Origin of the sequence: Streptomyces alkaliterrae (assembly GCF_007097205.2) — a bacterium.
GTDB lineage: Bacteria > Actinomycetota > Actinomycetes > Streptomycetales > Streptomycetaceae > Streptomyces > Streptomyces alkaliterrae.
Genome location: NZ_VJYK02000482.1, coordinates 1 through 2,679, shown reverse-complemented (window position 1 = coordinate 2,679; position 2,679 = coordinate 1). Strand labels below are relative to the sequence as shown.

General features: G+C 73.0%; 2 protein-coding genes and 1 pseudogene. 2 read left to right on the top strand and 1 reads right to left on the bottom strand.

The window, feature by feature from the left end:
• On the top strand, nucleotides 1–1,014 hold a 1,014-nt coding region (locus FNX44_RS25870; protein ID WP_228450243.1), incomplete at its 5' end, for a helix-turn-helix domain-containing protein.
• A gap of 36 nt (nucleotides 1,015–1,050) precedes the next feature.
• On the opposite strand, the gene FNX44_RS25865 is transcribed toward FNX44_RS25870, so the two are convergent.
• The gene (locus FNX44_RS25865; RefSeq protein ID WP_143651401.1) at nucleotides 1,051–1,725 is read right to left on the bottom strand and encodes a hypothetical protein; all 675 of its coding nucleotides are present in this window, start codon (nucleotides 1,723–1,725) and stop codon (nucleotides 1,051–1,053) included.
• 262 nt (nucleotides 1,726–1,987) lie between these two features.
• On the opposite strand from FNX44_RS25865, the pseudogene FNX44_RS25860 reads away from it, so the two are divergent.
• Nucleotides 1,988–2,529 (top strand): annotated as a pseudogene (locus FNX44_RS25860) (DUF1707 SHOCT-like domain-containing protein).
• Nucleotides 2,530–2,679: the final 150 nt, after the last annotated feature.

Here is a 2,679-nt window from a genome sequence, read left to right as displayed (position 1 = left end):
GCGGGAGGGGGAGTCGTGCTCAGCGAGAAGTTGTACTTCAGCAGTGGGGCGGTGCCGGTCGGGGAGCGGTTCGAGCGGTGGCGGGAGCACATGCGGGGTTCCCTCTCGCCCATGGACGTGCGGAGTCCCCACCGGGAGGACTTCCGGGCGGAGTTGCGGGTGTTGGAGCTTGGGGCGCTTTCGGTGTGGCCGGCGAGTTACCAGGCGTTGACGTTCGACCGTTCGCCTCGGCTGGTCCGGGAGGCGGATCCGGAGACCTGCCACGTGCTGCTGGTACTCAGCGGCGAGGCGGAGGCGAGTTGGGGCAAGTCGCGGGTCGGATACGGGCGTTACGACCTGTTGACGACGGTGTCGTCCGCGCCGGCGCGGGTGCGGACTGAGCCCGCCGAGGTGGGCGGACTGGTGCGGTCGGTGGGGGTGGAGGTGCCCAGGTCCGCCATTCCGCTGCCTGCCGGGCAGGTGGACCGGGTGGTGGGTCGGTGCCTGTCCGGGCGCGACGGTCCGGGCGCGCTGCTCGCGCTCACCCTCACCCAGCTGGCCCGGCGGAACTCCGGCTATCGGGCCGCCGACGTGCCGCGCCTCGAACTGGTGCTCGTCGACCTGCTGACCGCGCTGTTCGCCCACGCGTGCGACGCGGAGAGCGCGCAGCCGGCGGAGGACAGGAAGCGTGTGCTGAGGCTGCGGATCCGCGCCTTCATCCGGCAGAACCTCGCCGATCCGGAGCTCGGTCCCGCGCTGGTGGCGAGCGCCCACCACATATCGGTCCGCTATCTGCACCGGCTGTTCGAGGACGAGCCGGAGACGGTCGCGGACAGCATCCGCCGGCAGCGGCTGGCGGGGGCCCGCCGGGATCTGTCCGACCCGGCGCTGGCGGCCGTATCGGTCCAGGACATCGCCGCGCGGTGGGGTTTCCGGCATCACGCCGCGTTCACGAGGGCGTTCCGCGGCGCGTTCGGGACCTCCCCGTCCGGACACCGCCGGACGGCCCCGGTCCTGGCGGCGGCCAGGAGCTGAGGCCGGCGGCGACGGGTCAGCGCGCAGTGACGGTGCCTACCAGCACTTGCCGGACTTCTCGTGCGTGGTCCAACTTCCGTCCGCCCGGGACATGATCCGCACCTGGAGGTTCCGCTTCTCCAGGGGTGAGGCTTTCCACTGGCCGGTGCGGGAGCTGTAGTGGCGGCCGTTGGTGATGCCGTTCCACTTGCGGTACTCGTTGACCGAGTCGACGGTCTTGTTGAACTTCCAGCCGCCGGCGCGGCCCAGCGCCGTCGTGCTGTGGCCGACCTCGTGCCTCACGTTCCGCACCTTGGTGCCGGTCCCCTCCCAGGACTTGTGCACGGTGTAGCGGAACAGCCGGTGGCCGAGCCCGTTCCGGAAGTCCCGCTTGGCGGTCAGCCTGCACGAGCCCGCCCTCGCGAGCGCGCTCGGCGTCCCCGTACTCGCCGCCGCCACCGCCGTGTCCTCGGCGACGACCTCGACCGGGACGGTCAACGCCCGGTGGCCGGGGTCCCGGTAGGCGTCCCGGGCGGCCGCCTCGGAGAGGCCGCCGACCCTCATGGCCGCCGCCACGAAGTCCTTCTCGCTCATCGCGGCCTGGACCGCGGTCTTCGCGTCCCCGGCCGGCGTCTCGGGGGTGGGAGCCGCGTGCGCGACGCCGCCGGTGAACGCGGCGGCGAGAGCGATCGCCGCGCCGAGCACGGCCGTGGTCCTGCCGTTCGTCTTCATTCGTGTTCTCCCCGTCCTGGAGGGCCGGACGCGGCGAGACCCCGACGGTCCCGGCGCTGCCGGCTCTCGGTCTGATGACAAGACGGGCCCCGAGGGGGGATCTCCGGAGCCCGTCTTGTCCCCCGCACTCGAAGATTTCACGGCGCGGCAGACGACGACTTGACGCCAGACGCACACCCTCTTGATCCCTCGCGCACCCGTCGCGGCCATTCGCGGCCATTCGCGGCCCTTCGCCGTCAAGCGGCACGCGAATAGGGGGACGGTGACCTCCTTGCCGGAAGACCCGTCGGCCCGGCTCTGCGAGGACGACCGCGACACCGCCGTGCGGCGCGTGCGCGAGGCGTACGCCGAAGGGCTCGTCTCGCACGAGGAGTCGGACCAGCGCCTCGACCAGGTGCTCGCCGCCGGAACGCATGGCGAGCTTGTGTCGGCGATGGCCTCCCTTCCGGAGAAGCGCCCGGGCGCGGCGTCGACGATCACGGCGGCGGGCGGGACGATCAGGCGGCGTGGCGCCTGGCGGTGCCTCGGGCGCTCACGGTCGAGTCCGCGTTCGGCAGGGTGCGCCTGGATCTGTCTCGGGCCGTCATCGAGCATCCGGTCGTCGAGATCGAGCTGCGGCTGGGGAGCGGCGGTGGCCGCATCACGGTGCCGCGTGACGCGGTCCTCGACGTCGAGGGGCTGAGCACCGGATGGAAGGACCTGCGTTACACGCCGCGGCGGCCCTCCCGCCCCGGCGGACCGGTGATCCGCTTCTCGGGTGCCGTGGGCTTCGACAGGCTGAGGATCCGCCACGCCCGCCGCTGAATCCCGCCCAGCCGGCTGAGTGCGCCGACCACCCGCCGGCCACGACACGTCGGGGGCCGCCACCCCCGCGCCGCGCGTCAGCGCCCCGCAGCGCGGTTTGTCCGGGGAGGTGTCGTGGCGTCGAGCGCGGCGGCGGGCGGGGTCTCTGCG

Coding starts and splice junctions, on each gene's coding strand:
- FNX44_RS25865 (WP_143651401.1), bottom strand. CDS start 1,725: ATGAAGACGAACGGCAGGACCACGGCCGTGCTCGGCGCGGCGATCGCT.